The 24938-nt window shown below is 43.9% G+C and carries 18 protein-coding genes; all 18 read left to right on the forward strand.

The genetic code is table 11. From position 1 onward, the window contains the following. The first annotated feature begins 87 nt into the window (after nt 1-87). The 18 genes from CI960_RS21435 to bglX all read left to right on the forward strand — a co-directional run bounded on the left by CI960_RS21435 (nt 88) and on the right by bglX (nt 24925). Nucleotides 88-651, forward strand: a complete 564-nt coding sequence (locus tag CI960_RS21435) for a DUF5025 domain-containing protein (protein ID WP_005860305.1) — start codon at nt 88-90, stop codon at nt 649-651. 142 nt (nt 652-793) lie between these two features. Continuing rightward, on the forward strand, nt 794-1498 hold the full coding sequence (locus CI960_RS21440; RefSeq protein WP_005860303.1) for a hypothetical protein: 705 nt from the start codon (nt 794-796) through the stop codon (nt 1496-1498). A gap of 151 nt (nt 1499-1649) precedes the next feature. Continuing rightward, nucleotides 1650-2054, forward strand: coding sequence for a PH domain-containing protein (locus CI960_RS21445; protein ID WP_005860302.1), 405 nt, complete (start codon nt 1650-1652; stop codon nt 2052-2054). A 10-nt stretch (nt 2055-2064) separates the two neighbouring features. Beyond that, nucleotides 2065-3411: a dihydrolipoyl dehydrogenase gene (lpdA, locus tag CI960_RS21450; RefSeq protein ID WP_005860301.1), complete on the forward strand. Its 1347-nt coding sequence runs from the start codon at nt 2065-2067 to the stop codon at nt 3409-3411. 36 nt (nt 3412-3447) lie between these two features. Continuing rightward, entirely contained in the window at nt 3448-4173 is a 726-nt protein-coding gene (locus tag CI960_RS21455) for a DUF4271 domain-containing protein (RefSeq protein WP_005860300.1), read from the forward strand. Further along, the gene (locus CI960_RS21460; RefSeq protein ID WP_029257164.1) at nt 4170-4925 is read left to right on the forward strand and encodes a uroporphyrinogen-III synthase; all 756 of its coding nucleotides are present in this window, start codon (nt 4170-4172) and stop codon (nt 4923-4925) included. The genes CI960_RS21455 and CI960_RS21460 overlap by 4 nt, the downstream gene beginning before the upstream one ends. Further along, a complete protein-coding gene (gene rnpA / locus CI960_RS21465; RefSeq protein ID WP_005860298.1) occupies nt 4925-5311 on the forward strand; it encodes a ribonuclease P protein component in 387 nt (128 codons plus the stop codon). The genes CI960_RS21460 and rnpA overlap by 1 nt, the downstream gene beginning before the upstream one ends. After that, a complete protein-coding gene (gene yidD, locus CI960_RS21470; RefSeq protein WP_005860297.1) occupies nt 5311-5532 on the forward strand; it encodes a membrane protein insertion efficiency factor YidD in 222 nt (73 codons plus the stop codon). Before rnpA ends, yidD begins: the two co-directional genes overlap by 1 nt. Further along, complete coding sequence (locus CI960_RS21475; RefSeq protein WP_049762359.1) at nt 5516-6187, forward strand: TatD family hydrolase; 672 nt, start codon at nt 5516-5518, stop codon at nt 6185-6187. The genes yidD and CI960_RS21475 overlap by 17 nt, the downstream gene beginning before the upstream one ends. A 103-nt stretch (nt 6188-6290) precedes the next feature. Then, on the forward strand, nt 6291-7583 hold the full coding sequence (gene tyrS / locus CI960_RS21480) for a tyrosine--tRNA ligase (RefSeq protein WP_008773162.1): 1293 nt from the start codon (nt 6291-6293) through the stop codon (nt 7581-7583). 413 nt (nt 7584-7996) lie between these two features. After that, nucleotides 7997-8827, forward strand: coding sequence for a family 16 glycosylhydrolase (locus CI960_RS21495; protein WP_005860293.1), 831 nt, complete (start codon nt 7997-7999; stop codon nt 8825-8827). Nucleotides 8828-8918: 91 nt separating this feature from the next. Beyond that, nucleotides 8919-11777 carry a triple tyrosine motif-containing protein gene (locus CI960_RS21500; RefSeq protein ID WP_036629107.1) on the forward strand — a complete coding sequence of 953 codons (2859 nt, stop codon included), beginning with the start codon at nt 8919-8921 and terminating at the stop codon, nt 11775-11777. 334 nt (nt 11778-12111) lie between these two features. After that, complete coding sequence (locus CI960_RS21505; RefSeq protein ID WP_005860290.1) at nt 12112-15153, forward strand: TonB-dependent receptor; 3042 nt, start codon at nt 12112-12114, stop codon at nt 15151-15153. 24 nt (nt 15154-15177) lie between these two features. Next, the gene (locus CI960_RS21510; protein ID WP_005860289.1) at nt 15178-16674 is read left to right on the forward strand and encodes a RagB/SusD family nutrient uptake outer membrane protein; all 1497 of its coding nucleotides are present in this window, start codon (nt 15178-15180) and stop codon (nt 16672-16674) included. 115 nt (nt 16675-16789) lie between these two features. Then, the gene (locus CI960_RS21515; protein WP_005860288.1) at nt 16790-18955 is read left to right on the forward strand and encodes a glucoamylase family protein; all 2166 of its coding nucleotides are present in this window, start codon (nt 16790-16792) and stop codon (nt 18953-18955) included. Between the two features lie 141 nt (nt 18956-19096). Further along, a complete protein-coding gene (locus CI960_RS21520; RefSeq protein WP_005860287.1) occupies nt 19097-21253 on the forward strand; it encodes a family 43 glycosylhydrolase in 2157 nt (718 codons plus the stop codon). 9 nt (nt 21254-21262) lie between these two features. Next, nucleotides 21263-22657 (forward strand): glucoamylase family protein, encoded by a 1395-nt coding sequence (locus tag CI960_RS21525; protein WP_036629106.1) that lies wholly within the window; start codon nt 21263-21265, stop codon nt 22655-22657. A 12-nt stretch (nt 22658-22669) separates the two neighbouring features. Next, complete coding sequence (bglX, locus tag CI960_RS21530) at nt 22670-24925, forward strand: beta-glucosidase BglX (RefSeq protein WP_005860284.1); 2256 nt, start codon at nt 22670-22672, stop codon at nt 24923-24925. Nucleotides 24926-24938: the final 13 nt, after the last annotated feature.

The raw sequence follows: 24938 nt of genomic DNA on the forward strand, positions 1-24938 counted from the left end.
CGTCTTTTTAGTTTGAAATCCGGATAAAGTTTGTATCTTTGGAAATAGCTCTGAATATAAGTGTCTTACTTCTAAAATATATGCGTTATGAGATACCTAATTTATTTTTCACTATTTCTTTTGCAGTTGGCGTTTATCTCTTGCGAGAAAGAAGAGATAATAGAGGATACACCTAAAGAAACACCCTATTATCTGGGATATTTTGAGGGGGCGGTAAACGGACAGGATATTTCTATTAGGAATAAGTCGGCTTCATGGAGATATATAGATGCTGGATTTTATTCGGAAGTAAGGAGGGGAGAATGGGAGGTCTTGAGATGCTCACATTGGACGATTCCACTGGATCGCGAACATTCAAGCCGTTATGCGATGAAGGTGGTATTGCTCCCATTACAAGAAGGAGAATATAATATAGAGAAGGGGATTCGGACACAAGAGGAGATAACGTCTTATATCCGGATAACGGATTCACTAAATAAGGTGGAATATTGTCCTTTAAAAAAACCGTTTAAGGTCTATGTGGATAGTGTTCGTTACCATGAATCGTCCATGATGCCATATATTGAGGGAAAGATGGAAGGGACTTTATATAATAGGTACGATGTAAATGATTCTATCGTCGTAAAAGATGCTATATTCGGTATCCATTGATAGTGGATGATATACCGCTGCCTTACGATATTTTGGCTATTTTTAATTTTTACCTTCTGAACATTTAGTGGTTCACTCTGTTCTAACAAAGCATTGGATATCCGGCATGTATTTAGTAGTGAATTAATTAAACGTCAAAATTATGAAGGTGAAAATATTATACACGGCTTTAATCTCATTGATCGCGGGAGGAGCGATGGCGCAAGATTGTACGTTCTTCTTTCCGCAAACAGAGGGAACGGTATGGGTCCGTAAAGGATATGACGCGAAGGGAAACTTACAATCTGTTATGAGTTATCAAGTGGATGAGGTGGAAACATTGCCTTCCGGCCAAGAGGTGGAAGCGGACTACGTATATACTAATCCCTCCGGTACGATCGTGAACAAAGGAGATATCAAGGCATACTGCCAGAATGGAGAATTTTTCCTCGACTCGAAAGAGACGCTCTCTTATCCGGGAGTGGTATCGGAAATGAATACGAATGTGGATATCACGGAGAACTTTATAAATTACCCAAATCCGTATGCGGCTAATTTCGATAAGAATAACGTGTATTTCGACGAGGCTTCCGTAAAGATCTACGATAAGAAGAACCGGAAGAATCGTAAGGATATGGCCATTAAGGACCGTGAGTTTATTAAAACGGAAAGCATAACAACTCCTGCCGGTACGTTCGATTGCGCTAAGGTAAAATATAATATCGCTACACGTTCCCCTAAATCAAAGGAGACAATCACTGGGTATGGCTATGAGTGGTACAGCCCGAATGTAGGCTTAGTGCGTACGGAACAATATGATAAGAATAACGTATTACAATCCTATACGGTATTGGAAGAATTAAAATAAAAAAGGCGACTACAATCTTATGATTTGTATTAACCGGTTTAAGTGGATACGCTGTTGCTGAGAAGTGACAGCGTATTTTCTTTTATAGGAAAGATTGGGCAATTTTCTTTTTGTTTGACGTTTTTCGTTAACTTGCGGCAAATTTCGGAAAATGGAAAGAGAATATAAATCAAAAGTGGGATGGTGGTATCATCTGGTGATTATCATGGTGGTAATTGGTTGTGTGGCTGCGTTTTTGCGTACCAATATATCGGCTATAGTGGGTATGATGGTCGCTGCGTTGGGGGTGCTTCATGTTTTCTTTAATACGTATTACCGGATAACGGAAGATGATGTGTTGATAGCGCATTGTAGTATTTTCCCGGAGAAGAAGATCGCTATCGCTGATATAGAGGCGTTGGAATCTACCGTGATGCCGGTGTCCAGCTACGCCCTTTCGTTGGATCGGCTGATCATATGGAGCAATGGGAAACCTTGGATGCTCATATCTCCGACCAACCGGGCTGATTTTATCAAACAGTTGAGAAAGATAAATCCTAATATACAACTTAAATAGATCTAATAGTATGAAATACGATGTCGCTATAATCGGTGGAGGTCCTGCCGGTTATACTGCCGCGGAGAGAGCGGCGCAGGGTGGGCTTTCCACGATTCTTTTTGAGAAAAACGCATTGGGCGGGGTTTGTTTGAATGAGGGATGCGTGCCGACAAAGACGCTTCTTTATTCCGCTAAGACGTATGATAATATCAAGCATGCTTCCAAGTATGCGGTGAAAGCGGAGAATCCTTCTTTTGATCTCCCGAAAATCATCGCCCGTAAGAATAAGGTCGTGAAAAAGCTGACAGCCGGTATCCGTATGAAAATGACGGAGCATGGCGTGGTGATGGTTACGGCGGAAGCTTGTATCCAAGGACGTGCGGCCGACGGGACGATTACGATCGCTGCCGGAGAAGAGCTATACGAGGCTGCGAACCTTTTGATCTGTACGGGATCGGAAACGGTAATTCCTCCTATACCCGGATTGGCGGAGACGGAATATTGGACGAGCCGGGAGGCGTTGCAATCGAAGGAGCTTCCGGCCTCTTTGGTGATAATCGGTGGAGGCGTGATCGGTATGGAGTTCGCTTCTTTCTTCAATAGCCTTGGGGTAGAGGTACATGTCGTGGAGATGTTGGATAAGATATTAGGCCCGATGGATCGCGAGCTGTCCGAAATGTTGCAAGCGGAATACGCTAAACGGGGGATTAAGTTCTATCTAAGTCATAAAGTGACCGGGGTGCATGGAACCGAGGTTTCTGTAGAGAAAGACGGGGAGACATTCACGTTGCATGGCGATAAGGTCCTTTTGAGTGTAGGGCGTCGTCCGGTTACGAAAGGTTTTGGCTTGGAGACACTGGCTCCGGAGACTTTTCGTAATGGGGTGAAGGTGAATGAGTACATGCAGACTTCCCTGCCAAATGTATATGCTTGCGGTGATATTACCGCTTTCTCCTTACTGGCGCATACGGCAGTTAGCGAGGCGGAGGTGGCCGTGGATCATCTCTTGGGCAAATCGCGCCCGATGAGTTATAAGGCTATTCCGGGTGTCGTTTATACGAATCCGGAGATCGCCGGTGTCGGGAAGACAGAGGAGGAGTTGCAGGCAGAAGGTATTTCGTATACCGTGAAGAAAATACCGATGGCATTCTCGGGACGTTTTGTTGCGGAGAATGAGATGGGTAATGGCGTCTGTAAGTTGATCTTGTCGGAGGATGAGACGTTGATCGGCGCCCATATGTTGGGTAATCCGGCCTCGGAGTTGATCGTGATCGCCGGAATCGCTATTGAGAAGGGGATGAAATCGGATGAGTTAAAGTCGTTTGTGTTCCCGCATCCTACGGTAGGAGAGATTATTAAGGAAGCGCTTTATTGAAATAATTATGTACCTTTGTGCCGATAATAGCGGCACATGGGTACATTTGAAGGATATGTAGGGATTCGTTTGTGGGACGGACAATTGGTGGACGATGTGGTCTTCAGCCTTTTGTTCGTCTTATTTATGTGTTTTGCGTTGGTGTTCCGTACCAATTATCGTTTATTCCTGAAGATGATGCGTGATGTGGTATATGTGAAAGAACGTCAAAATTTATTTGAGGTAACGAGGGGGAGCGAATGGCTCTTCCGGAATTTCATGACGTTTCAAGCCTTGTTTCTTTGTAGCGTTTGCCTTTTTGCTATCGCTAGGGCATATGGGTATTTCAACCATTTGCTAGAAAATACGGTATTGATATCTATTGGGTTGATAATGATGGTATTGATACTGTTTTATTGGTGTAAGCGCTGTTTCTATTATTTATTGGGGGTTGTTTTTACGGATGCTCCGAAATACAAGTTTTGGAAGACTAATTATAACGCTATTATAGGAGCGTGGGGGATCTGTTTATACATTCCGGCACTTTGGTTGGTATTCGTGGGGAGCAGTATACAGATTCCTGTTTTGTTGTTTGTATTTTTCTATATTCTGTGTCGTTTTGTGATAATTTATAAGACCATACGGATATTTCACAGGAAAAATAGCAGTTTTTTATATATTAGTTTGTACCTTTGCGGCCAAGAAATATTGCCTTTAGTTTTTCTGTATGAAGGCATTATTTATTTGTATAACTTTATCGAGTCAAGTACTCTATGGCATTGAATATTAAAAAATTATTGGTATCACAACCGAAGCCTGCATCGGAGAAATCACCATATTTCGATATTGCAGAAAAATACGGTGTGGAAATAGATTTCCGTCCGTTCATCAAGGTTGAACCTTTATCTTCCAAGGAGTTCAGGCAGCAACGAATCTCGGTTTTGGATCATACCGCCGTTATTTTTACGGCTCGTACGGCTATCGATCATTTCTTTCATTTATGCGAGGAATTGCGTGTGGCTATCCCGGAAACGATGAAGTATTTCTGTATGACAGAGGCGATCGCTGTTTATCTCCAGAAGTATATCGTTTATAGAAAACGTAAGATTTTTTATGGTCAGACCGGTAAGGCAGATGATTTGGTGACTGTTATCGCCAAACATGCGAAGGAGAAATACCTAGTACCTGTTTCCGATGTACATAAAGATGATCTATTCGCTTTGTTAGATGCGAAGAAAATCAACTATACGAAAGCGGTGATGTTCCGTACGGTGAGCAATGATTTCGCGAAGGACGAGAAATTCGATTATGATATGTTGGTTTTCTTTAGTCCGTCGGGTATCTCTTCCTTATTGAAGAACTTCCCGGATTTCAAACAAGACGATATAAAGATCGGCTGTTTTGGCCCTACTACGGCAAAGGCTGTTAAAGATGCGGGTCTGCGTTTGGACGTTGAGGCTCCCACGGTGGAAGCCCCTTCTATGACTGCTGCTTTGGATTTATATCTGAAAAAACAGCAAGACGGTAAAAAATAATGACGACAAAAAGGTATACCCTTTCAAAAGAAGAACGCCTGTCGTGGAAACGTTACATTGACCTATTATTCGAAAAAGGACAATCGTTCGTGGCGTTTCCACTGCGGGTCGTTTATTTACCGATGGAGGAAGAGATGCCTGCCCGTGCTTCCTTCTTAGTGAGTGTACCGAAGAAAAGATTTAAGAGAGCCGTAAAACGTAACTTGATCAAACGACAGGTACGTGAGGCTTACCGGGTTCGTAAATATGATTTACTGGAACCGTTGGAAGCGAAGAATAAGGGCATGTTAATCGCTTTCCTGTACCTCGATAAAGAGATCCATCCGTACGCTGCGATGGAAAAGGCAATGAAGAAAGCGATCCATATCCTTCGGGATAAAGAATAATGAGACGCTTTTTTACCACATTACTCTTATTGCCGGTTTATTTCTACAAATATTGTATCTCTCCTATGACACCGGCTTCGTGCAGGTATACGCCCACTTGTTCCGAATATGCGGTGCAAGCCTTGAAGAAATATGGCCCTGTGAAAGGATTGTATCTTACGGTTAAACGAATACTTCGTTGCCATCCTTGGGGTGGGAGCGGTTATGATCCGGTTCCGTAACGCCATGGGTTATTATGATATACATACGCATCAGATGCCTTTCCATAAGGAGGATATCGCGATTATAAATAGGATCGTGAGTCCAATGGGTGATATGCAGCCGGGTTCACTTCCTGATACGGTTATTCGCTCATATGGTATTCATCCGTGGTATATATATAATGTAAAGGAGCAGATGGATCTACTTAGGGTATTGGTGTCTGGTTCGGGAGTCGTGGCGATCGGAGAGGCTGGACTTGATACACTGGCCGAATCTCCAATGGATTTGCAAAAAGAGGTGTTTCTGGCACAAGCCAATTTAGCGGAGGAAACACATAAGCCATTAATCATCCATTGCGTAAAAGCGTGGGCGGATCTCATTGCCTGTAAAAAGGCCGTGAAACCGGAGATGCCTTGGATTATCCATGGCTTTCGAGGTAATGGTGAACTTGCCTCCCAATTGGTTCGCTTGGGGTTTTATCTCTCTTTTGGAGATCGTTTTAATCCGTCGGCTTTGCGTGCCGCATGGCCTGATTTCCTTTTCTTGGAGACCGATGATAAATCGATTGATATCCGCGGGGTCTACCAAAATGTAGCGGAAGCGTTGGATATTCCGGAAGAAAAGCTGCGGATTCAAATCGCTAAAAACGTTTCTATCTTCCACCTAAACGGATAATTATCAATTATCAATTTTCGATTCTCAATTAAAAAGTCGTACCTTTGCCTCGTATGAGATAAAGTGACAAATATATTAATGTAATACGATATAAATTAATACGATGAATTTTGTAGAAGAATTAAGATGGAGGGGCATGATCGCTGATATGATGCCCGGGACGGAAGAGCAATTGCAGAAAGAGTTGACATCGGCCTATGTGGGGATCGATCCAACGGCAGACTCTTTGCATATCGGACACTTAGTAAGTGTGATGATGCTGAAGCATTTCCAACGTGCCGGTCATCGTCCTATCGCTTTAGTGGGTGGCGCTACCGGTATGATCGGTGACCCGTCTATGAAGTCTGCTGAGCGTAATTTGCTGGACGAGGCTACTCTTCGTCACAATCAGGATTGCATCAAGAAACAATTGGCTAAGTTCCTTGATTTTGACTCCGACGCTCCTAATGCCGCTAAGTTGGTGAACAACTATGACTGGATGAAGGATTATTCTTTCTTAAATTTTATCCGCGATATCGGTAAGCATATTACCGTGAATTACATGATGGCTAAGGATTCTGTGAAGAAGCGTTTGAGCCGCGAATCCAGTGTAGGTATGTCTTTCACCGAGTTTTCCTATCAATTGCTACAAGGCTACGATTATTTGTATTTGTATGAGCATGAGGGTTGCCGTCTACAGATGGGTGGTACCGATCAATGGGGTAATATCACGACTGGTACGGAATTGATCCGTCGTACGTTGGGAGGGGAGGCTTATGCCTTGACTTGCCCGTTGATCACGAAGGCCGACGGTGGTAAGTTCGGAAAGACGGAATCCGGTAATATCTGGTTGGATCGTCGCTATACTTCTCCGTATAAATTCTATCAATTCTGGTTGAACGTAAGCGACGCTGACGCCGCCAAGTATATCAAGATCTTCACGGACTTGAGCCAAGAAGAGATCGCCGCTTTGGAGGCGGAGCAAGAGGCCGCTCCTCATTTGCGTCCGTTGCAGAAACGTTTGGCGAAAGAAGTGACTGTTATGGTTCACTCTTTGGAAGATTATGAGGCCGCTGTCGAGGCTTCCAATATCTTGTTTGGTAACTCCACTCACGAGGCTTTGTTGAAATTGGATGAGGACACATTACTAGCCGTATTCGAGGGTGTTCCTCATTTCGATATCTCCCGTGATGAATTGGCCGCAGGAATCAAGGCTGTTGATTTGTGTACTGAAAAAGCCGCTATCTTCCCTTCAAAAGGTGAGATGCGTAAATTGGTACAAAGTGGTGGCGTAAGTTTTAACAAAGAGAAATTAGCGGAGGTTGATACTGTAATTGATTGTTCTTCACTGCTTGACGATAAGTATTTATTGGTTCAAAGAGGTAAGAAAAATTATTATTTGTTGATCGCAAAGTAAAAAAATAATCAAAAAATTTGCAAGGTAAGATTTTATTCTTACCTTTGCATCGCTTTAGTAAAGCAATCGGATTGTCTCATGGTGTAATGGTAGCACTACAGTTTTTGGTTCTGTCTGTCGAGGTTCGAATCCTCGTGAGACAACTCAACAATCCAGAGAGAGGGATGTCAATTGTGGCATCCCTTTTTTATTTTGTGACATTTTCTCGTATAGATAGCTTATCCGATTAATCCCTAGGGAAAATGGGGTAGTACTTACTTTGGCCATGAAGTATATCTTCTCTGCCACTTGAAGTATATCTCCTGTGGTATTCGCAGTATAATTGCGGGGATAACCTTGCGATGTGTTTTTCATCTACACTTTTATTTATTTTTCATATATTTGTGGAAATTCTGATTTAAATCAATATTGTTATGTCACGGTCATTTCTTTTGTTTAGTTTTATCCTATATCGTGTTTTCTTGAGCAGTCTGGCGAATGCTAGTGATATCGATTTGTCTGCACCCATGGATAAAGGCGGGTGGAAATTGATATGGAGTGAGGAGTTTGACTATACGGGATTTCCTGATTCTACGAAATGGTCTTATGATACGGAAGGTAATGTATATCAATGGGGAAATAACGAGGCTCAATATTATACATCCGGCAGAAAGGAGAACGTTTGGGTCTCGGATGGGGTGTTGAGGATTACGGCCTTGAAAGAACCGATGGAAGGTCGTTCATATACATCGGCTCGCCTGATTACGAAAGGAAAAGGGGATTGGTTGTACGGACGTTTTGAGATTCGGGCGAAACTCCCGACTGGACGAGGGACATGGCCGGCCATCTGGATGCTTCCAACGGATTGGGAATACGGGGATTGGCCAAAAAGCGGGGAAATAGATATTATGGAAAATGTGGGCTATGATCCCGACACGATCGTAGGTTCTTCGCATACGGAAAAATATAATCATGCGATCGGAACTCAAAAAAATGCTAAAATTGCGTGTCCGGATTGTTATAAAGCGTTTCACGTGTACGCCTTGGAATGGGAGGAAGATGAGTACCGGCTTTATGTAGATGATCAATTATACTTTACATTTAAGAACGAGGGGACAGGCTATGAGGTTTGGCCTTACGATAAACGCTTTCATATCTTGCTGAATCTGGCGATCGGTGGGAATTGGGGAGGCCAAAAGGGTATTGATGATTCTCTTTTTCCGCATGTGTTCGAGATTGATTGTGTGAGAGTTTATAAGAAGTAGGGTATAACGTAACGTATTTTTATTTACTTTTGTGGTACATAACATTCTGTACTATATAGTGAAGGAGATACTTGAGAGGACGTTGATTCGTATGTTGATTTGTTGCGTTATTGCCTTGTTGTTTTGTATAACGGGGAATGCGAAGGTACCCTATATTCCTAAAATCATCAATTATTCCGTAAGCGATTACAAAGCGGGAAACCAGAATTGGGCGGTCGCCCAAGGTCCGGGCGGAAAGATGTATATTGGCAATAACCGGGGGCTTTTGGCTTTTGACGGTATTCACTGGGATCTTGTGAAGTTACCGAATAATCTGGGTGTCCGTGCTTTGTATATATCGAAGGAGGGACGTATTTATGTCGGCTCTTTCGAGGAGTTCGGGTATTTTGAGGTGGATGATGAGAATGATCTGATTTATCATTCACTCAGTTCGTCTGAGATAAACGTCTATTTAAATAATGATGAGTTCTGGACGATTAATGAATATAAGGGTGAGATCTATTTCCAATCATTCGGTAGCTTTTTTATTTATGATGGGGAGAAGGTAAGGAAGGGCGTATCCGATCTGCCTCCATTGTATATTTTCACATTGGACGATCATCTCTATGTTCAGTTTATGGAAGGAGGAAGCTTTTGCCGGATGGATGACGGCCAGTTTACGGAGTTACTATCGAAAAAGGTTTTGGAGGATGATGTGGTTTCGGTCTTGCCGTTTGATCATCAGCTATTATTGGTCTCGGCTCGTAGTGGATGTTTTATCTATGATGAGGTACGCAAAAAATTGTCCGTGTGGAATACGCCAGCCAATGAGATATTAAAGGAAGGGATCGCAAACCGGGGAGTCATGATGAAAGATTCCACTTTTATTGTGGGTACGATTTCTAATGGGGTTGTAGCGATTAATAAGCAGGGGGAAACTTTGTGGCATATCAACCGGGAGAATGGCTTGATTAATAATACGGTATTGAGAGTATTTGCTGATAATTCGGATAATTTATGGGTTACATTGGATAATGGTATCGCGCAGATACATGTGAATTCTCCGATCTATTTTTATGAGCCGCTTGAGGCCCAGATTGGTATGGTGCATGATATGGTGATAGAGAAGGATATTATTTATTTAGCTACGAACCAAGGTCTTTATGCGTTATCTGAGAACGATAGTTACCCAACCTTGGTTCCCGGTACTCAGGAACAGACATGGTATATCTCCGATGTCGGAAATCAACTGATTGCCGGACATAATACAGGTACCTTACAGCTAGAGGGCCGAAAAGCTACTCAGATACCGGGTCCCAATGGAGGGGGTACCGCATTACGTAAGACAATTATCCATGGAAAGGAAGTTTTACTCCAGATGTCTTACCGTCCACTCAGTGTTTTCACCCGGGATATGGTTACGAATCGTTGGAAGTTTAGCCATAATGTAGAAGGATTCTCTAATTTGATCAAATCGTTTGAGGTTGACCCTACCGGCAATATATGGGCTAGCCATATGTATAAAGGTATCTATCGTCTTCGCTTGAATGAGGATTTGAGGAGCGTGAAAGAGATGGAGTATATCGGAAAACTGGAGGAAGGTAATGAGAGTGGTACGATTAATGTAATGAAATTACGCGGACGTATTGTTTTCTCGGATGGGAGTAAGTTTTATACTTATGAGGATTTGACGGGAAAGATCGTTCCTTATGATTTGTTGAATGAGGATTTTCCCGAGTTAAGCGATACCTATCGGGTTGTTTCCTTGAATAATGATTTATATTGGTTTATCCGGAATTCGGAATATGTATTGTTAGGATATGAGTCCGGGCGATTCCAGTTAAAACAGCGTATTCCTTTTACTTTGTTTGATAATCCGACCATAGAGGATAGGGGAAATATTTATGTGGCTTCCGACGGGACGTCTTATTTTTGTCTAAACGGGGGGATCGCTCGTTATGACAGATACCGGAATTATGTGGATACGACTCGAGTTCCATTAAGTTTGTCGCAGGTAAGGGCCTATAATCGGCATGAAAATGAGTTCGCTCCGCTCCCTTGCAAGGGAGCGGACGCACCGGCTTCCGGTGCGTCCGTATTGAGTTATAGCTATAATACGATTCTTTTTAAGTTTTCGTATCCGGATTTTACGGGGCGCCGTTTCCAGATCTATTATAAATTGGACGGATTTGATAATGAATGGACAGAAGGCACCAGTAATTTTCAACGGACTTATTCTAATTTACCGTATGGCAATTTTGTGTTACATGCGGTTGTGAAAGACGATCGGGGAAAAGAGCTATCCTCTCTGTCTTATCCATTCAAGATCGAACGTCCGTTTTATAGCTCTTGGTGGGCGCTGATCATCTATTTCGCATTGTTTTTATGCATACTGGTCGTATTGGTGAGGATGTATACGATGTGGATTGTCATGCGTGAGAAGAAGGTCAACGAGGAGCAAAAGAGATTGCAAGAAGAGCAATTGAAGGCGCAAGAACAATTGATTATCAAGCTAGAGAATGAAAAATTAGAAGATGACCTTACTTATAAGAGTAAGGAACTAGCCAGCGCTACTTTATCTGTTATCTCTCATAATGATTTCCTCGAAGGTTTAAAGAAGGAGATACAAGCTCAACAATTATCGGGAAGTTATACGAAACGATTCTTCGATAAGCTCATCCGCATGATCGAAGAGAATATATCAGGCGAGGATGAATGGGCCATTTTCCAGACTAATTTCGATCGTATCCACGAAAAGTTCTTTACGAATCTAAAAGAGCGATATCCCGATTTGACTCCGGGCGATTTACGATTATGCGCTTTATTACGTTTGAATATGCCAACTAAGGATATGGCTCGTATGCAAAATCTCTCCGTACGTGGTATCGAGGCGGCGCGCTATCGATTGCGTAAAAAACTAAATCTACCGGAGGGGCAAAGCTTGGTAGATTTCATGATCCAGTTCCACTAAGAAATTTCATAGTTATGAATGAAAAATATCATAACTATGAAATAAGAAAATCATAACTATGAGTTTTCCTTGTCATTTTTGTGTTCCCATATTTAGTGAAATGTGTTTAATAACATATAATGTTCTCCTTTTGAATTAACAAATGTATTATAACTGAAAATAAGACAATTAATATGTATTGCAGTAGTATAAAAGTAGTGATTTTCCGCTTGCGCAAGGCTTGCAGTAGTGTTGAAGTATACAAAAATTTGCCCTTTTTTAGGTTTGGGTGTTCATTTGCCTCAAATTTAATAATGAGTGTAAAAACAAATGTTCAACTTTAAAACTAGAATGAATGAAAGCTAAATTAATGCTTTGTTTATGCCTGTTACTTGCCGCGACAACAATGTTTGCGCAGAATCTGACAGTTACCGGTGTGGTAACTGAAAAGGCCACAGGATACCCCGCAATCGGGGTGAGTGTTTTGGTTAAGGGTACGACTAACGGTACCATAACCTCTATGGATGGAGACTATACTTTGAGTAATGTTCCCAAGAATGCGACTTTAGTATTTAGTTATGTAGGTATGACTACACAAGAAGTTCCGGTTAACGGACAGACTGTAGTAAATGTTCTGATGAGTGAGGATACGCAAAACTTGGAAGAGGTTGTCGTTATCGGTTATGGTACGAGTAAGGCTAAGGATTTGACAGCTCCAATTGCCGTGATCAAGGCTGATGAGATTACGAAACATGCGACATCATCTCCGATGAGTGCTTTGCAAGGAAAAGTGCCGGGTGTGCAGATTACGAATAGTGGCCAGCCAGGTTCCGGTCCTTCCGTACGTATTCGTGGTATCGGTTCTATGAATACGGATAGCCAACCTTTGTATGTTGTAGATGGAATGTTCTTTGATAATATTGATTTCTTGAATAATAGTGATATTCAAGATTTGTCTATTTTGAAAGATGCTTCTGCCGCTTCTATTTATGGTGTACGTGCGGCGAATGGCGTAGTCTTGGTTACGACAAAGAAAGGTGCGTTGAATCGTCCTGCTACGGTTACTTATGATGGTTATGTTGGCTTTCAAAAGGCTACGAATGTATTGAAAATGGCTAATAGTGAGCAATATGCGACTATGATCAGTGAGATGGGTAATGAAACCTTACAGGCTGTTGTAAATAACGCTAAAAATGTTTGGGGAACACTTCCGAATACAAACTGGTATGATGAGATCTTACATACAGCTTTAACTCACAACCATTCTTTAGACATTTCTGGAGGTACTGAAAAAGCTACTTATTCTGTGGGTACCTCTTATTTGTATCAAGATGGTATCTTGGATTCTAAAAATGATTACTCTCGTTTCAATTTGCGTACGAAAGCGGATTATAAGGCTTTTGATTGGTTGAAAGTAGGAGCTAACGTTGTTTTGAGCAACTCTACGCAAAACTTGCCAAACGGCGAGGTTTGGTTAGCAGCTTTCCGTACACCGGGTATTATTCCTGTATATGATGAAAATAGCTCCTTGAATCCGTATCCTACGAAATATGGTTCTCCTGCCCAAATCGGTTTGAGTGAGTATTACTACAATCCGGTTGCTCAAGCGGAGTATTATGATTCTAAAAATTCAATGTTGCGCGTAATGCCTTCTTTCTATGCGCAATTCGACTTCTTGCCGGAGAATAAGTTATTCTTTAAAACGGCTTATAGCCAAGATATCAATGTTATCCAGACAAGAGCTTATACTCCAGAATTTTTGGTTGGTGGAACTCAGTTGAATTCGACTCCCCTTTTGAATAAGAAGAATGATATTTATCACAGTTGGATTTTAGATAATACATTGACCTATACAGATAGGTTCGGTGATCATGGTTTAACCGCGATGTTGGGTCAATCCGTACGTGAAGAGAACTGGCGTAACCTATGGGGAGAAGCTACAGGTGTTCCGGGCGGACACGAGGAATATTACTATTTGAATCAAGGTAATGCGGATGGACGTAAAACTGGCGATGACGGTACGACTTATCGTGGTGTTTCTTGGTTCGGTCGTGTATCTTATGATTATAAAGGCAAATATTTATTGTCTGCTACAATGCGTGCTGATGGTTCTTCCAAATACCAAGAGAAATGGGGTTATTTCCCTTCTGTAGGTGCTGCTTGGAATATTTCAGAAGAAGGATTCATGAAAGATCAGAAATGGGTTGATTATCTGAAATTACGTGCGAGCTGGGGTAAGTTAGGTAACGATAAGGTTGCGGCTAGTGATGGTTTCGCTTCCATTACGCAAGATATGGGTACCTCTGGTATATTTGGAGGAAGCGCTGTTCCTGGTTATACAAACTTGGTTTATTTTAGTTGGTTAGGTTGGGAAGTCGTGAATGAGACGAACGTCGGTTTAGATTTTCGTACGTTGAATAGCCGTTTGACAATAGAGGCAGACTGGTATTATCGTTTGACTCAAAATGCCGTGATCGACGCTCCTCTGCCAATGGGTGCCGGTAACTTATTAGGTAACAGAGGTGAGATTTTGAATACAGGTGTTGAGTTGTCTTTTAACTGGGCTGATAAGATCGGTAAAGATTTCTCTTACTACATTGGAGCAAACTTGACAACCTTGCACAATGAGGTAAAAGATTTGAATGGTTTATCTTATTTATATGGTGGTTCTGCGGAGTTCCGTACGATTTCTCAAGTTGGTGGTGAGTTGAATGCTTACTATGGATATGATATTGAGGGTGTTTATCAGAATGCCGCAGAGATCGCTGCTGATCCGATTGCTGTAGCAAATGGTTTGGAGCCCGGAGATTTCAAGTATGTTGACCAAAATAAGGATGGTAAGATTGATAATAAAGACCGTGTAACATTGGGTTCTTATATCCCGAACTTCAATTACGGTATCAACTTAGGATTCTCTTACAAGAATTTCGATTTCTCTATGGTTATGCAAGGTGTAGCTGGAAACCAGATCGTAAACCGTAAACGTGGTGACCGCCGTTGGCACTCTGAATTGAACTATGACTTAGATCAGTTCGAGAATCGTTGGACAGGTGAGGGCTCTACTAACGAATATATGTCTGCGAAAGGTTCTGTAAAACCTTGGAATATCTCTAACTTTAACTCATTCTATGTAGAAGATGGTTCTTATTTCCGTATTCAGAATGTACAAGTTGCTTATACATTCCCGAAGAAAGACTTTGGAAAATTCAAGATGCCGAGCATTCGTTTGAGCTTGACTGCTGATCGTCCTTTGACTGTTTTCAAGGCAAACAGCTTCAGCCCAGAGTTGGGTAGTAAGAACGAGAAAGGTGAGATAGCATCTTCTTCTTATGGATTTGATGAGCGTGTATATCCTTTAGCATCTTCTTATACGTTAGGTCTTCGTATTATTTATTAATCTTTAAATGCTAATCAAAAGTATATGAAAAATATATTAAAAAAACAGATTTTATGGGCTATCCCTTTAGCCTTTTCATTGCTGACATCCAGTTGTAGTGATTACTTGGATAAGCTTCCAGAGAATACTGTAGAGGTAGAGGGTATTGATTATACGAATAAATCGAATATGTATATGCCTGTTTCCGGTGTATATGCGACCGCTCGTGGTTATCTGGGGTCTTGGTCCTCGTATGGATGTATCATAGTTCGCGGTGACGATGTGAATAAAGGAGGATCTCCTACGGACCAGATTGAGTATGAGTATGCTAGTAAATTCCAGTATGATCGTTTGACTACTTTCTGGGCATTAAGTGGCCTTTGGGGAAACTGCTATTATGTTGTCTCTACTTCTAATTCAGCATTGGAGTCTTTAGAGAATTATGCTAAACATTTGACGAGTGAGTCAGACAAGCAATTAAACGCTCAATATGCTGCTGAAGTTCGCTTTTTCCGAGCATATGCTTATTTCCAGTTGGTAAATTTATTTGGCGATGTGCCTCTTTTGTTAGACAATCAAGAACTGAATGTATTCAAGAATACGAAAGAGGATGTAAAGAAGTACATTTATGACGAGTTGGATTATTGTATAGCAAACTTACCGGCTATTCGTCCGAATGAGTCTGAGCATCCGGGAGCGGTTACAAAATATACCGCTGAGATGTTGAAAGCGAAACAGAAGATGTATGATAATGAATGGGATGAGGTATTGGCCTTGACCGAGGATATCGTCAATAGCGGAAAGTTTGAGTTGTATAATGACTTCTATGAGTTGTTTAAGATTCCGGGAAAATTGTGTAATGAGTCTTTGCTAGAGTATCAATTTACTGACTTTGGAAATGGAAGTGGTGATATCGTTTCTTCTGACAACTGGTTTGCGTTCCAAGGTCCTCGTGGAGAGGCTCCTATCTCTGGATGGGCATTTATTGAGCCGACTGAGAAAATCCGTAATTTATTCTCTAAACGTGGTGAAGCGGTTCGTGCGGAAACAACGTTCCTCATGACGGATGCCACTACTCGTGACGGTGATTATATTCCTGTCGCTCAACCGGGTGAACCGACTGCTTATAATGGAAAGGCTTATACACCGGCTAATCAAATGACTCCGGGACGTACTGGATATGGCGATAATAATAATATCCGTGTATTCCGTTATGCTGATGTGTTGTTAATGAACGCTGAGGCTAAAGTTCGTAAGGGACAAAATGGAGACGCTCCATTAAACTTGGTTCGCGAACGTGCTGGTTTAGCTCCGATTGCAAATGCGACTTTGGATCAAATTCTGGAAGAGCGTCAAGTTGAGTTGGCATTGGAATGGGGCGAACGTTTCTTCGATTTAGTCCGTACGGACAGAGCCACTCAAGAACTTCCGGGTTTTGTGAAAGGAGAAAGCGAATATTATCCGATACCACAGGATCAAATTGACTTGAATCCTAACTTAGAAGCTGAGCCTGTGCCTTTTGAGCCGGAAGTAACAGAGTAATATAAGATTCTCATTATTTACTAGACCTTTGTAGTTTGGCAAGGCGGTGTCAACCCGTTTGGCACCGCCTATTTTATCTCAAATCATATCGTTTATTTATATAAATATCAGCATCATGAAACACATCGCATTACTAACTACTCTCTTATTGTCCGCCAGCTTGCAAGCGGTGGAGAAACCTTACGACTATGTTTTCTTCGAGAATAGCTTGATGAAAGGGGATTACTTTTATTCTCAAGCGAAATATACCTCACCCTCTTGGATTAAAAATGCGAGACATCATCTTCCGGTTGCCGGCTCTGTCGCTTTTACGCCCGGCAATTCCTTGGAGCTTACCTATGTATCCGCTCCCGGTGGAGATTGGTATAGCGAGATACAATATTGCCCGGTCCGTGGCAATGACTTCTTTCGTGAACCCTCTACGCTCTCTATGCAAGTGCGGTTGAGAGAGAGCATGAATGCTGCCGCTCTTCCCAATATCGCTATTCGTTATGCGGACAGCACGTATACCCAATACCTAAACCTGAGAAATTATCTGAAAGATACACGTCCCGGCGTATGGCATCCCGTATCCATTCCATTGGAGGATTTCGGATTAAACGCCGTGAACGATACGAACATCAAGAAATTAGCGGCCGTAGCCCTTCGTCCCGGTACGGCCGATGGAAACGAATATACGATTTATCTGGACGATATAGAGCTTTTGCCGGCTTCCCTCCCGTCGGTAAGTGCCTTAAACGCTCCGGTCTTGCAGGAAGCCAAGGCGTATGAGCGTCATATCGATATCAAATGGATTCCTCAATCGAAGGAGGATATAAAATACTATCGCATTTACCGTTCTTTCGACGGGGTTACTTACCAACCGGTCGCTATCCGCCGCCCTTGGATGAATCGTTATACCGATTTCTTGGGAGAGGTTGGTAAAAAGGCTTATTATAAGGTGACGGCCGTGGATTATGCGCTGAATGAATCCAATGATTCCCAGACAGTCTCGGCCACTACCTATCCAATGACGGACGAGCAATTGCTGGATATGGTACAGGAAGCGAACTTCCGTTATTATTGGGAGGGAGCGGAGCCAAACAGCGGTCTTGCCCGTGAGAATATTCCCGGACGGAATGATATGATCGCTACCGGGGCTTCCGGCTTCGGTATCATGGCGATCGTGGCGGGTATCGAACGGGGATTTATCACCCGGGAAGAGGGCGTACAGCGTTTCTTGAAAATCACTTCTTTCTTGGAGAAAGCGGATAAATTCCATGGGGCGGTCTCTCACTTTATTGATGGGACAACCGGGAAGACGGTCGCTTTCTTCGGCCCGAAAGATAATGGAGGTGATTTGGTGGAGACCTCTTTCTTATTCCAAGGGCTGTTAACGGCTCGTCAATATTTCGACCAAGAGAATGACAAGGAGAAACAAATCCGTAGGAGCATCGATTCTCTGTGGAAGAACGTGGAATGGAGCTGGTATAAGCAATTTAAGGACAGCCCATATCTATATTGGCACTGGTCTCCAGATCAGGCGTGGGTGATCAATCATAAATTGATCGGCTGGAATGAGACCATGATTACCTATATGTTGGCTATCATGGGGCCGAAATACGGAATCTCTCCGGAGATGTATTATAGCGGCTGGGCCAGCCAAGAGGAGTATGCGCAAGAATACCGTGCCGATTGGGGGCGTGTAGAAGATGGTAAGATGTATACGAATGGCAATACTTATTATGGGGAGAACTTGAAAGTAGGTGTCTCTAATGGAGGTCCTCTTTTCTTTATCCATTACTCCTATCTCGGGCTGGACCCACATAAGTTCACGGATAAGTACACGAATTATTTCGAGAACAACCAGAAAATGGCAAAGATCAATCAACGGTATTGTATCGAGAACCAAGGGGGGTATGTTGGTTATGGAGAAGATTGTTGGGGATTAACCGCCAGCGATTTCGCTTGGAACTATCAAGCTCAGGAGCCGATGCCGCACAGGGATAACGGAACGATGGCACCTACGGGCGCTCTGGCTTCTTTCCCTTATACGCCGGACGCTTCCATGAAAGCCTTGCGGAATTATTATCGTAACCACGGCAGCTTCTTATGGGGTGAGTACGGTTTCCGGGATGCTTTCAACTTGACTGTAAATTGGGTATCTCCCTTATTTATGGGATTGAATCAAGCGCCTGTAACGGTTATGATCGAGAATTACCGTACGAATCTGTTGTGGAACCTTTTCATGAGCCATCCGGATGTCCAGAAAGGTATCCAAAAGATTCAATCCATAAAATAATAATGCGACAAAAAAACAACAATAACTTATCTTGAACATAATATGCTGGCATGTAATAGAATAAATAGGGCTATCGCTTCTTGGAAAAAACATGTACGTGTTTTCTCGGAAACATGTACGTCTTTTTCGGAAAACACGTACATGTTTTTCCGGAAAGACGTAGGAGTTTCTAGCGCTTCCTTAAAAGCCTACAATAAGTGTATGCTCGTATCACTCCTTGCCTCTTTCTTTGCGGTCTCTACCGTAAACGCTCAAGTAAACGAGCGGGGAGATTCCGTGATCGTGATCAAGGGGCAGGTAAGCGATTACTATATTACCGTATCCCCAGAGCATTTTCTGGAAGGTACGATTACCGGACCGGACGGCAAGCCCTTGGAAGGCGCTACGGTGATGTTCACGGCTAGCCCGGTTCATTATACCACCGATGCGACAGGCTATTATAAGATACAAGCAAGCCGCTACGATCATGAGTTATTCGTGTATTATCCGGGGATGAAGTACGCTTATCGCACGTTTGGCGATAACGATACGAAAATAGATATCCGGATGGAAGCGGATCCTCGTGATGTACGGGTAAAAGCTCCTCAGCAAGCTACCCGCTGGTTCGACGCTACGGCCGATCATCCCTCTACCTATTGCAACCCGATGAATTTGAGCTACTGCTTCCGGGCGAATCTGCCGGATTTGGTGAAGAATGGCTCTTTCCGCTCTACGGCTGATCCGATGATGGTCATGTATAAAGGGGAATATTTCCTTTTCGCCACGAATCAAGCCGGATTCTATTATTCCAAGGACTTGAGTAATTGGGAGTTTGTATTCGCCGGTTTCCAACGTTATCCGGAAGATGACGACTTGTGCGCTCCGGCCGCTTTCGTAAGTGGAGATACCTTGTTCTATACCGGTTCTACCTATGCGGGATTGCCTATTTGGTATAGTACGAACCCGAAAAGCGGAAAGTTCAAGCGGTATGTGGAGAAAACGGCTCTTCCTAGCTGGGACCCGGCATTTTTGCTGGATGATGACGGACGTTTGTATATGTACTATGGTTCAAGTAATGAGTTCGCTTTGAAGGGAGTGGAATTGGATCGCCGTGATTTCCACCCGATCAGCAAGATCCAAGAGATCATGATGCTGCGCCCGGAAGAACACGGATGGGAACGTTTCGGGATGAACAATGACGATAGTACGACTTTAGCGCCTTTTACGGAAGGAGCTTTCGTGACCAAGCATAACGGTAAATATTATTTCCAATACGGTGCGCCGGGAACGGAGTTCAAGGTCTATGCGGATGGAGTTTATGTATCCGACAAACCGATGGGCCCGTTCACCTACCAGAAACATAACCCGATGAGCTATAAGCCGGGAGGTTTCGTACAAGGTGCCGGTCATGGTGGTACTTTCGAGGATGCGTATGGTAATTACTGGCATGTGGCTACTTGCATGCTTTCTTTGAAATATAAGTTTGAGCGTCGTATTGGTTTGTACCCTACGGCATTCGATAAGGATGGCGTGATGTATTCGAACACCGCTTTCGGGGACTATCCTTTGCTTACGCCGAAAGGGAAGGTAGATGATATCGCGAATACGTTTTCCGGCTGGATGTTGCTATCGTATGGAAAACCGGTGATGGCCTCTTCCATGGATAGTACGTTAGTACCAGAGAATGTAACGGATGAGAGCATGCGTACTTTCTGGTCCGCCCGCTCGGGAGAGCCGGGTGAATGGCTCCAGATCTCTTTAGAGGGATTGAAAGAGGTACGTGCGATCCAGTTGAACTATTACGAGCATAGAGCCGTACAGCATAATAAGGCGATGGACTTGTATCATCAATATCGTATTTATCATTCTATAGATGGACAAAATTGGGAATTGGTAGTCGATAAGAGCGATAACGACAAGGACGTTCCGCACGACTATATCGAGTTGCGTGAGCCTTTGAAAACCCGTTATTTGAAAATAGTGAACGAACATGTGCCTTCGGGCAACTTCGCTATGTCCGGATTTCGTATTTTTGGAAATGGTTTGGGAGAAGCTCCCGCCGCCGTTAAGAATTTAAAGGTGGAACGCTCAAAAGCGGATAAGCGGAATGCGATGATCACTTGGGAGCCGGTAAAAGAGGCGTACGCTTACAATATCTATTATGGTATAGCGCCGGATAAATTGTACAACAGTATCACGGTACTGGGAGATACGATGTACGATTTTAGGGGCTTGGATAAGGATACGGACTATTATTTCTCGATCGAGGCATTGGGAGAGAGCGGTCGTTCACCGATGAGTAAAGTATTGAGACGATAACTATTTTAAATGTATATATCTATGAATACCTATTTCCGTACAGGCGTTGTTACCCTGTTGCTTGGCTTTTCGTTGACCGCTTGTCATGAGGCCAAGAAAAGTGACACATCCGCAGAGTCTACGGCCAGTGAGCGTAAGTTGGATTTTCAGTCGGATGATGAATTCTTGACCTATATACAAAAGGCTCATTTTAATTATATGTGGGAAGGTGCGGAGCCTACCTCCGGACTGGCCTGTGAGCGTATCCATACGGATGGCGTGTATCCTGAGAACGACGCTGATATCGTGACCACCGGAGGTAGTGGTTTTGGCATCGCCGGGCTGTTGGTAGGTATTGAGCGTGGCTTTATCACTCGTGAGGAAGGTGTGGCCCGTTTTCATCAAATCGCTGATTACTTGGCGAAGGCCGATCGTTTCCATGGGGTCTGGCCTCACTGGATGCATGGACCTACGGGTAAGGTAAAGCCTTTCGGCCAGAAGGATAACGGAGGCGATTTGGTAGAGAGCGCTTTCTTAATGCAAGGTCTCTTATGCGTACGCCAATATTTCAAGGACGGTAATGCGAGCGAGAAAGCGTTGGCTGCGAAGATTGACCAGCTATGGCGTGAGATGGAATGGACCTGGTATTTGAACGGGCAGGATGTATTGTATTGGCATTGGAGCCCGAATTACGCATGGGAGATGAATTTTCCTTTGGAAGGTTACAATGAATGTCTGATTACTTATATTTTGGCGGCGTCTTCGCCTACGTATCCGATCCCGGCTTCCGCTTATCATAACGGATGGGCTCGTAAAGGAGGGATCAAGAGCGATGCAGTCGCTTACGATTTACCTTTGATCTTGAAACATAATTATGCCGAGGAGTACGGCGGTCCGTTGTTCTGGGCACATTATTCTTATATCGGCCTATGTCCGGTCGGCTTATCGGATCGATACGCTAACTACTGGGACTTGAACCGGAATCACGTATTGATCGATTACCGTTATTGCGCGGAGAATCCGAAGGGCTTCAAAGGATATAGCGACGCTTGCTGGGGATTGACCGCCAGCTATTCCGTGAAAGGCTATAACGCGCATATGCCCTCCAACGATCATGGGGTAATTACGCCGACAGCCGCCTTGAGCAGTTATCCGTATACACCGGAGGAATCCTCGAAGGCATTGAAGCATTTCTATTTCAATCTGGGAGATAGCATCTGGGGTAAGTATGGTTTTTACGACGCTTTCAGTGAAGGCGAGAATTGGTATCCGCGTCGTTATCTGGCGATAGACCAATGTACGATCACCCCGATGATCGAGAATTACCGTACGGGCCTTCTGTGGCGTTTGTTTATGAGCTGTCCGGAAATCCAGGACGGTTTGAAGAAATTGGGTTTCACGATCCATAATGCGAGAGAATCTTAATATTTAAATAACATGAGAAAGATTATATTATCATTCGCCGCTTGTTTGGCACTTGCGGCATACGGACAAAAGCCCGTTCAAGATACGAGAGCGATGGATACGTTTATCGATCAGTTGATGGGTAAAATGACTTTGGATGAGAAGATCGGACAGCTGAACTTGTCCGGTGGGGGTGTTCCCGGCATCTTGAGTGGTTCGGAAGGAGCGGACGAGACGATTCGTCGGGGCTGGCTGGGTGCTACGGGAGGCTCGGAGCTGGAGACGTTCCGTAAATTGCAGGAGATAGCGGTTAAGGAATCTCGCTTAGGAATTCCGCTTTTGTTCGGACTGGATGTGATTCATGGATATCATACGATCTTCCCGATCCCATTGGCTTTGTCTTGTAGCTGGGATACGACGTTGATCGAGCAAAGTGCCCGTATCGCCGCTATCGAGGCCAGCTCAAACGGTGTGACATGGACGTATTCCCCGATGGTGGATATCGCCCGTGACGCTCGTTGGGGACGTATCGCCGAGGGTAGTGGAGAGGACCCTTGGTGGGGTGGAAAGATCGCCGCCGCCATGGTGAGAGGTTATCAAGGAGATGACTTGACAAAAGAGAACACGATCTTGTCTTGCTTGAAGCACTTTGCCTTGTATGGCGCTTCCGAGGCCGGTCGTGATTATAATACGGTGGATATGAGCCGTATCAAGATGTTTAATGAGTATTTCCCGCCTTATAAAGCGGCTGTAGAGGCTGGTTGTGCCACGGTTATGTCTTCCTTTAATTTGGTGGAGGCGATTCCGGCTACGGGTAACCGTTGGTTGTTGACCGATTTGCTTCGTGATCAATGGGGATTCAATGGGTTTGTCGTTTCCGATTATAATTCGATCGGCGAGATGACCAATCATGGTCTGGGTGATACGCAGACCGTATCGGCCTTGGCTTTGCATGCCGGCTTGGATATGGATATGATGACGAACGGCTATATCACGACCTTGAAGAAGTCGCTGGAAGAGGGCCGTGTGTCTCAAGCGGATATCGATCAGGCTTGCCGCCGTGTATTGGAGGCAAAATATAAATTGGGCTTGTTCGAGGACCCTTATCGCTACTTGGACGCAGATCGTGCGAAAAAGAATACATTCACGGATGAGCATATGAATACGGCTCGCCATATCGCCGGTAAATCCATTGTCCTGTTGAAGAATGACAAGGGTTTGTTGCCTTTGCGAAAGACAGGGACGATCGCCGTGGTAGGCCCGTTGGCGGATAAGAAGGTTGAGTTGTTCGGGACATGGTGTGGTATCGATACGGCGAAGTCGGCTTCCGTAGTGCAGGCTGTGAAGGAAATGGTTGGCAATAAGGCCCGTGTGATCTTCGCCAAGGGATGTAATTTGACGAACGAGCCGATGTTGGCGAAAGCCAGTGGCTTGAAGGTTGATCCGGTGGAGAATACCCGTTTGGTGAAGGAAGCGGTTGAGCAAGTGAAAGATGCGGATCGTATCATCGCCGTAATGGGTGAGCCGAATAACTGGTCCGGAGAGGCTTGCAGCCGTGCGGATATTAGTTTGCCGGAGAGCCAGAAAGAGCTGTTGAGAGCTTTGTTGGAGACCGGTAAACCGGTGGTGTTGGTCTTGGCGAACGGCCGTCCGTTGACCTTGGAGTGGGAGGATAGCCAATTCTCCGCGATCGTTGAGGCTTGGCATGGAGGTTCCGCCGCGGCTCGCGGATTGGTGGACGTATTGTTCGGCGACGTGAATCCTTCCGGTAAATTGACGACTACATTCCCTCGTAGCGTAGGCCAGATTCCTTTGTATTACAATGCTAAGAAAACAGGCCGCCCAATGAATCCGGATGATCATTTCACTTCTAAATATCTGGATATCACGAACGATCCTTTGTATCCGTTTGGCTATGGCTTGAGTTATACGACTTTCTCTTACGGTGATCTTCAGCTGGATAAGACGAGTGTGCAAGGAGAGAACGGTGTATTGACCGCCAGCGTACAGGTGACGAATACGGGCAAGCTAGAGGGCGAGGAAGTCGTACAGTTATATATCGGCGATCCGGCTGCCAGCATCTCCCGTCCGATGAAAGAGTTGAAGAACTTCCAGAAGATCTCCTTGAAACCGGGTGAGAGCCGAAAAGTCTCTTTTACGATTACGCCGGAAGACTTGAAATTTTATAACAGCTCGTTGGAATACATCTGGGAACCGGGCTTATTCAATATCTACGTAGGTACGAACTCCCGGGACGTGAAATCGGCGCAGGTGACTTGGAACAAATAATACAGATACGAAT

Source organism: Parabacteroides sp. CT06 (assembly GCF_002257605.1).
GTDB classification, from domain to species: Bacteria; Bacteroidota; Bacteroidia; order Bacteroidales; family Tannerellaceae; genus Parabacteroides; species Parabacteroides distasonis.

Coding starts and splice junctions, on each gene's coding strand:
- CI960_RS21435 (WP_005860305.1), top strand. CDS start 88: ATGAGATACCTAATTTATTTTTCACTATTTCTTTTGCAGTTGGCGTTT.
- CI960_RS21440 (WP_005860303.1), top strand. CDS start 794: ATGAAGGTGAAAATATTATACACGGCTTTAATCTCATTGATCGCGGGA.
- CI960_RS21445 (WP_005860302.1), top strand. CDS start 1,650: ATGGAAAGAGAATATAAATCAAAAGTGGGATGGTGGTATCATCTGGTG.
- lpdA (WP_005860301.1), top strand. CDS start 2,065: ATGAAATACGATGTCGCTATAATCGGTGGAGGTCCTGCCGGTTATACT.
- CI960_RS21455 (WP_005860300.1), top strand. CDS start 3,448: ATGGGTACATTTGAAGGATATGTAGGGATTCGTTTGTGGGACGGACAA.
- rnpA (WP_005860298.1), top strand. CDS start 4,925: ATGACGACAAAAAGGTATACCCTTTCAAAAGAAGAACGCCTGTCGTGG.
- yidD (WP_005860297.1), top strand. CDS start 5,311: ATGAGACGCTTTTTTACCACATTACTCTTATTGCCGGTTTATTTCTAC.
- CI960_RS21475 (WP_049762359.1), top strand. CDS start 5,516: ATGATCCGGTTCCGTAACGCCATGGGTTATTATGATATACATACGCAT.
- tyrS (WP_008773162.1), top strand. CDS start 6,291: ATGAATTTTGTAGAAGAATTAAGATGGAGGGGCATGATCGCTGATATG.
- CI960_RS21495 (WP_005860293.1), top strand. CDS start 7,997: ATGTCACGGTCATTTCTTTTGTTTAGTTTTATCCTATATCGTGTTTTC.
- CI960_RS21500 (WP_036629107.1), top strand. CDS start 8,919: ATGTTGATTTGTTGCGTTATTGCCTTGTTGTTTTGTATAACGGGGAAT.
- CI960_RS21505 (WP_005860290.1), top strand. CDS start 12,112: ATGAAAGCTAAATTAATGCTTTGTTTATGCCTGTTACTTGCCGCGACA.
- CI960_RS21510 (WP_005860289.1), top strand. CDS start 15,178: ATGAAAAATATATTAAAAAAACAGATTTTATGGGCTATCCCTTTAGCC.
- CI960_RS21515 (WP_005860288.1), top strand. CDS start 16,790: ATGAAACACATCGCATTACTAACTACTCTCTTATTGTCCGCCAGCTTG.
- CI960_RS21520 (WP_005860287.1), top strand. CDS start 19,097: ATGTTTTTCCGGAAAGACGTAGGAGTTTCTAGCGCTTCCTTAAAAGCC.
- CI960_RS21525 (WP_036629106.1), top strand. CDS start 21,263: ATGTATATATCTATGAATACCTATTTCCGTACAGGCGTTGTTACCCTG.
- bglX (WP_005860284.1), top strand. CDS start 22,670: ATGAGAAAGATTATATTATCATTCGCCGCTTGTTTGGCACTTGCGGCA.